Consider the following 6,076-nt stretch of genomic DNA (forward strand, 5'->3'; position numbering starts at 1 on the left):
GTAAAACTGTTCCGGAACGGATCAGCGAACCACGACGCGGGTGCCGATGGGAACGCGTTCATAGAGATCGGTCACGTCCTCGTTGCGCATACGGATGCAACCCGAAGACATGGCTTTGCCGATGGTCCATGGCTGGTTGGTGCCATGAATGCGATAAAGCGTCGAACCGAGATAAAGTGCGCGTGCGCCAAGCGGATTGTTAACGCCGCCATCCATGCGCGCAGGCAGAATGCGACCCTTGCGACGCTCGCGGGCAATCATTTCCTTGGGCGGCGTCCAGGTCGGCCATTCGGCCTTGCGGCTGATGTGCTGTGAACCTTTCCAGCTGAAACCCTGCTTGCCCACGCCGACGCCGTAACGCATGGCCTTGCCGTCTGACTGGACGAGATAGAGAAAGCGCTTGCTGGTATCGATCACGATCGTGCCGGACTTTTCACTGCCGGAATAGGAAACACTCTGCGGCAGATAGATCGGGTCGATCTGATGTTTGCTCGGCGCGGTGGCTGGATTGCTTGCCGGGCGCTGGTAGGAAACCTGACGATAATTCGGCTTCGACTTCTGCTTTTGTTTGACCGTGGTGCGGCGCACCGGCTGCTGGACGGTGCCGTCCGGCATCTGGCGCATGCGCGCCGGCTGGCCGTGCAACTGTGCTACCCATGGTGCGGAAAGATCGGGGCTGACGGCCACCGGCGGCAAGGTCGCGTAACGGTCATTGGCAAAAGCCATGCCGGTGCTGACGATTGAAACAGCAATCGCTGCAAGCGATCCGATCAAAAGAAGATGACGTGGTTGCATGGTCCAGATCCGTCTCTCTTTGCGCCATCATCCCGGTTGCGTTGCCCGTCTGGGTCCATTGGCGCGGTTGCCCAGCTGCGGCTCCTGACACAACCTGTCAGGAGAACAGCCCTTAATTTCATGCCGGGATTGTGCGCCCCAATGGAATCGGAAAGGTAAATTTTGGTCGCGTGTTCTGCGTAGGCGACACTCTAAGTAGAGTTGTGGTTAGCGTCAGGTTGCGTCACATGTTTAATGATCGATGAAGCTTTGCGCATGCCCCCGAAAAGTGGGAAACAGTTTTCGAACAAGGCTATGAGCAGGAAATTGGAGGCGGGAAATGAGTGATATTGCCGAAGTGAAAACCGGTCTGATCGTCAGCGAAGATGGCAAGACCCGTTGCTTCTGGCCGGGCGTATTGCCGGACTATCTCGCCTATCATGACAATGAATGGGGCGTGCCTGTCTCCAACGATTATCGGCTGTTCGAGAAGATTTGCCTTGAGGGTTTTCAGTCGGGCCTGTCCTGGCTCACCATCCTGCGCAAGCGCGAGAATTTCCGCGCGGCTTTCGATGGTTTCGATTTCCACCGCGTTGCGCAATATGACGTCAAGGATGTCGAGCGTCTTCTGGCCGACAAGGGCATTGTGCGTCATCGCGGCAAGATTGAATCCACGATCAACAATGCAAACCGCGCCATCGAACTTGTCGCGGAAAAGGGCTCGCTCGCAGCCTATTTCTGGTCGTTTGAACCGGGTGCGGAGGACCGCCCTGCCGTCGTGGATTATCCGACACTGATCGCCAATCCGAAAACCGATACCTCCATCCGCATTTCCAAGGATTTGAAAAAGCGCGGCTGGTCCTTCGTCGGGCCGACCACGGTTTATGCCTTCATGCAGGCCATGGGTCTGGTCAACGATCACATTGAAGGTTGCCACTGTCGCGCCCATGTCGAAAAGCTGCGGCTGGCATTCAAGCGCCCCCAATAAGCAGGGATCAAAGAAGCAGGGATTGCTAACGCGCGTTCTTTCTGCCAGAAAAACGCGTTTGTTTGGAGATGTGCCATGGATTTGACGTCGCTCATTGCTTTCGCGGGTATTCTGGTCGTAGCCGCAGGCACGCCGGGACCGAATGTCGGCGCATTGGTGGCGCGCGTCATCAGCCGTGGGCATAAGGGCGTCTTTCCATTCATGTTCGGTCTCTGGCTGGGTGATGCCGTCTGGCTCTCGCTTGCCGTCTGGGGCCTGTCGGCTCTCGCCAACAGCTTCCACACCGCGTTTCTGGTGCTGAAATATGCAGGCGTTGCCTATTTGATCTATCTGTCGTGGAAAATGTGGATCGCGCCGGTCGATGAAGAAGCGGATGAAAACGCTATTCCGCGCGAGGGTGAAGGGCGCAAGCTTTTCCTCAGCGCACTCGCAGTCACGCTCGGAAATCCGAAGATCATGGTCTTTTATATCGCCATTCTGCCGACGGTCGTGGATATCACCCATGTGTCGCTGGTTGGCTGGGCAGAATTGCTCGCTGTCATGTTTGCCGTTCTGGCGGCGGTGGACACTGCCTGGGTGGTGCTGGCCGCGCAGGCGCGGCGTGTTTTGCGCAGCCCGCGCATGATGCGCATCGCCAATCGGACCAGCGCTGGCATGATGGCGGGCGCTGCCGTCGCCATTGCCGCACGCTGAACACGCTTCCTGCACTTGCCGCAACGGGCCTGATCGGTTAGGAAACCGGCAACACTCGGTTTTCGAGGATTTGCCGGTTCTTCCGGCATATATTGTATATACTTAGCGATCAGGCAGGAAAAATGGCCGATAAAGCGGACAAGATGAAGGCGCGGCTGCCGCGCGGGTTTGTCGATCGGGTTCCGGACGACTTGCGCGCCGCCGAAAAGATGATGGCGACGATCCGCGAAGTCTATGACCTCTATGGTTTCGAGCCGGTGGAAACGCCACTGGTGGAATATACGGACGCACTCGGAAAGTTTCTTCCGGATCAGGACCGCCCGAACGAAGGCGTGTTCTCCTTTCAGGACGACGACGAGCAGTGGCTGTCGCTGCGATACGATCTGACCGCGCCGCTGGCGCGTTATGTGGCCGAGAATTTCGAGCAGCTTCCAAAGCCTTATCGCAGCTATCGCAATGGCTGGGTGTTCCGCAACGAGAAGCCGGGGCCGGGCCGTTTCCGTCAGTTCATGCAGTTCGACGCCGACACGGTCGGCGCGCCGAACGTCTCTGCTGATGCTGAAATGTGCATGATGATGGCCGATACGCTGGAGCGTCTTGGCATTCGTCGTGGCGATTACGCGATCCGCGTCAACAACCGCAAGGTTCTGGACGGCGTGCTGGATGCCATCGGCCTTGAAGGCGAGGGCAATGCCGCCAAGCGGCTGAATGTGTTGCGCGCCATCGACAAGCTCGACAAGTTTGGCCCCGAAGGCGTGCGCCTTCTGCTTGGCAAGGGTCGCCTCGACGAAAGCGGCGATTTCACCAAGGGCGCAGAACTGGCCGATGCAGCGATTGAAAAGGTGCTGGCTTTCACCGCCGCCGGTGGTGCGACGGGTGCCGATACGATTGCCAATCTTCGCGTTGTCGTTGCGGGCAACCCCAAGGGCGAAGAAGGCGTCACCGAACTCGCCGACATGCAGGCGCTGTTTTCGGCAGGCGGCTATGATGGTCGCGTGAAGATCGACCCGTCTGTTGTGCGCGGCCTTGAATATTATACCGGCCCGGTGTTCGAAGCCGAACTTCTGTTCGACGTGACCAATGAAGACGGCCAGAAGGTCGTGTTCGGTTCGGTTGGCGGCGGTGGTCGTTATGACGGTCTCGTGTCGCGTTTTCGCGGTGAGCCGGTTCCGGCGACGGGCTTCTCCATCGGTGTTTCGCGCCTGATGACGGCGCTTAAAAATCTCGGCAAGCTGGATGTGTCCGATGTCGTCGGCCCGGTTGTCGTGCTGGTGATGGACAAGGACACGGAAAGCCTCGGTCGCTATCAGAAGATGGTCTCCGATCTACGTCAGCAGGGCATCCGCGCTGAAATGTATGTCGGCGGTTCCGGCATGAAGGCGCAGATGAAATATGCCGACCGTCGCGAAGCGCCATGCGTGATCATTCAGGGCTCGCAGGAACGTGAAGCCGGTGAAGTGCAGATCAAGGATCTGGTTGAAGGCAAGCGTCTTTCCGCCGAGATCGAGGACAATGTGACCTGGCGCGAGAGCCGTCCGGCGCAGATCACCGTCAAGGAAGACGGTCTGGTCGAAGCGGTTCGCGAAATTCTCAGCAGTCAGGCGCAGGACCGCGCTCAAGCCGCAAAGTGATCGGAACCATGGCCGCAACGCGCACATCGCCGGTTTTCAACGCGCTTCGCACAGAGCTCGATGCGCGCGATGCCGATCTGGTGGAAATACCGCTGATCCAGCCTGCCGATCCTTTTCTGGATATGGCAGGTGAAGATTTGCGCCGTCGTATTTTCCTCACCGAAAACGAAAACGGCGACAGCCTGTGCCTGCGGCCGGAATTCACCATTCCCGTCTGTCGCAACCATATCGCGCTCAATGCGGCGACGCCGAAACGTTACGCCTATCTTGGCGAAGTGTTCCGGCAGCGTCGTGATGGCGCGGCTGAGTTTCTTCAGGCCGGGATCGAGGATCTGGGTGCTGCCGATGAGGCGGCTTCGGATGCGCGCTCGATTGCCGACGCGCTGTCCTGTGTCCGCTCCGTCGCCCCGCAAGCCGGGCTTGATATCGTTCTGGGCGATCAGTCGGTCTTCGCCGGTATGCTTAAGGCGCTCGGTCTGCCGCAGGGCTGGCGCAAGAAGCTTCTGCGCTCCTTTGGCGATGCGCATTCCATGCAACTGGCTCTGGCTGAACTGACGGGCGCGCAACGGCGCGATCCGCTGCCGGAAACCCTTGCCGTTCTCGTTGCCGAAGGAGATGAAACCGGCCTCGCGCGCATGTTGGAAACCGAAATGCTGGAAGCCGGCATTTCACCGGGTGCTGGCCGTTCGCCTGCGGAAATCGCCCGCCGCCTGATCGAGAAGGAAGATCTGGCCGCCACGCGTTTCCCGGCTTCGGCGCTCGATCTGCTCAAGCAGTTTCTGGAAACACATGTCACGCTCGATTCCGCAGCGGTGACATTGCGCGCTTTCGCATCCGAAAATGCGCTCGATCTTGGCGCTGTCCTTCAGAAATTCGAAGCTCGGGCGGAGGCGATTGCTGCGGCTGGCATCAAGACCAGCGATATCGTCTATGACGCGTCGTTCGGACGTCCGCTCGATTACTATACCGGCCTTGTCTATGAAATTCGCGCCTCCGGCGTGGAAAAGGATGCAGTTCTGGCAGGTGGTGGTCGTTATGACCGGCTTTTGACCATGCTCGGCGCTTCCGAAAATATTCCCGGCGTCGGCTTCTCCATCTGGCTGGACCGGCTTCAGGCATTGGCGGGAGCAACGAAATGAGCGTCACACTGGCATTGCCGTCCAAGGGTCGGCTGAAGGAGCAGACGCTCGCCGTTCTCGAAAAGGCCGGATACAAGGTGATCCTGCCGGATGACGACCGCAATTACCGCGCGCGCGTTGAAGGTGAAGACGATCTCGATATTCTATTCCTGTCGGCGTCCGAGATTGCCCGCGAGCTAGGTTACGGAAGCGTCGATATGGGTGTTACGGGGGAAGACCTCGTGCGCGAAACACTCGCCCATGCCGATGAGCGCGTGGCCATCGAGGCGGAGCTGGGCTTCGGCCATGCAGACGTCGTTGTCGCCGTGCCGGAAGTCTGGCGCGATGTAACCAGCATGGCCGATCTTGATGACGTGGCCGCAGATTTCCGCCAGCGTCATGGTCGCCGTCTGCGCATCGCCACCAAATATTGGCGCCTGACGCAGCAGTTCTTTTCGCAGAAGCACGGCATTCAGGTTTATCGCATCGTGGAAAGCCTTGGCGCGACCGAAGGCGCTCCGGCGGCAGGTTCTGCCGACATGATCGTTGATATTACGTCGACCGGCTCCACTTTGCGCGCCAATCGACTCAAGGTGCTGGAAGATGGCATCATCCTGCGTTCGCAGGCCTGCCTTGTTTCGGCGCGCCGCAGCCATGGCAATGCCCGTATCGCGGAAATTGCCGAGCGTATTCGCAAGGGTCTTGCGGCCTGACGCTTCTGTTATGGTACGGTAATCAATGAAAAAGCCGGTCTGGTTTCAGACCGGCTTTTGTCGTTTCATGAGAAGAAAACCTTCGCCTCTGGCGGAGGATTGAAAGAGTTCTACGCGGTATGAAAGAAACCTCCGGCTTGGATCACGAAGTGATCGAAA

Annotated in this window: 6 protein-coding genes; 5 read left to right on the forward strand and 1 reads right to left on the reverse strand. The window is 58.6% G+C overall.

The genetic code is table 11. From position 1 onward, the window contains the following. Positions 1-21: 21 nt before the first annotated feature. Positions 22-795 (reverse strand): L,D-transpeptidase, encoded by a 774-nt coding sequence (locus QBD01_RS21685; RefSeq protein WP_280994486.1) that lies wholly within the window; start codon positions 793-795, stop codon positions 22-24. A gap of 319 nt (positions 796-1,114) precedes the next feature. On the opposite strand from QBD01_RS21685, the gene QBD01_RS21690 reads away from it, so the two are divergent. From QBD01_RS21690 to hisG, 5 genes are all read left to right on the forward strand, one after another. Then, positions 1,115-1,762, forward strand: coding sequence for a DNA-3-methyladenine glycosylase I (locus QBD01_RS21690; RefSeq protein WP_280994487.1), 648 nt, complete (start codon positions 1,115-1,117; stop codon positions 1,760-1,762). Between the two features lie 75 nt (positions 1,763-1,837). After that, positions 1,838-2,455: a LysE family translocator gene (locus QBD01_RS21695; RefSeq protein ID WP_182519541.1), complete on the forward strand. Its 618-nt coding sequence runs from the start codon at positions 1,838-1,840 to the stop codon at positions 2,453-2,455. Between the two features lie 122 nt (positions 2,456-2,577). Next, entirely contained in the window at positions 2,578-4,086 is a 1,509-nt protein-coding gene (hisS, locus tag QBD01_RS21700) for a histidine--tRNA ligase (protein ID WP_280994488.1), read from the forward strand. An 8-nt stretch (positions 4,087-4,094) separates the two neighbouring features. Beyond that, entirely contained in the window at positions 4,095-5,225 is a 1,131-nt protein-coding gene (locus QBD01_RS21705; RefSeq protein ID WP_280994489.1) for an ATP phosphoribosyltransferase regulatory subunit, read from the forward strand. Next, positions 5,222-5,917: an ATP phosphoribosyltransferase gene (gene hisG / locus QBD01_RS21710; RefSeq protein ID WP_280994490.1), complete on the forward strand. Its 696-nt coding sequence runs from the start codon at positions 5,222-5,224 to the stop codon at positions 5,915-5,917. The genes QBD01_RS21705 and hisG overlap by 4 nt, the downstream gene beginning before the upstream one ends. Positions 5,918-6,076: the final 159 nt, after the last annotated feature.

Origin of the sequence: Ochrobactrum sp. 19YEA23, assembly GCF_029909865.1 — a bacterium.
GTDB classification, from domain to species: domain Bacteria; phylum Pseudomonadota; class Alphaproteobacteria; order Rhizobiales; family Rhizobiaceae; genus Brucella; species Brucella gambitense.

What these genes read in the sequence shown, in the direction of transcription:
- QBD01_RS21685 (WP_280994486.1), bottom strand. Translation starts at nt 795, where the DNA reads ATGCAACCACGTCATCTTCTTTTGATCGGATCGCTTGCAGCGATTGCT.
- QBD01_RS21690 (WP_280994487.1), top strand. Translation starts at nt 1,115, where the DNA reads ATGAGTGATATTGCCGAAGTGAAAACCGGTCTGATCGTCAGCGAAGAT.
- hisS (WP_280994488.1), top strand. Translation starts at nt 2,578, where the DNA reads ATGGCCGATAAAGCGGACAAGATGAAGGCGCGGCTGCCGCGCGGGTTT.
- QBD01_RS21695 (WP_182519541.1), top strand. Translation starts at nt 1,838, where the DNA reads ATGGATTTGACGTCGCTCATTGCTTTCGCGGGTATTCTGGTCGTAGCC.
- QBD01_RS21705 (WP_280994489.1), top strand. Translation starts at nt 4,095, where the DNA reads ATGGCCGCAACGCGCACATCGCCGGTTTTCAACGCGCTTCGCACAGAG.
- hisG (WP_280994490.1), top strand. Translation starts at nt 5,222, where the DNA reads ATGAGCGTCACACTGGCATTGCCGTCCAAGGGTCGGCTGAAGGAGCAG.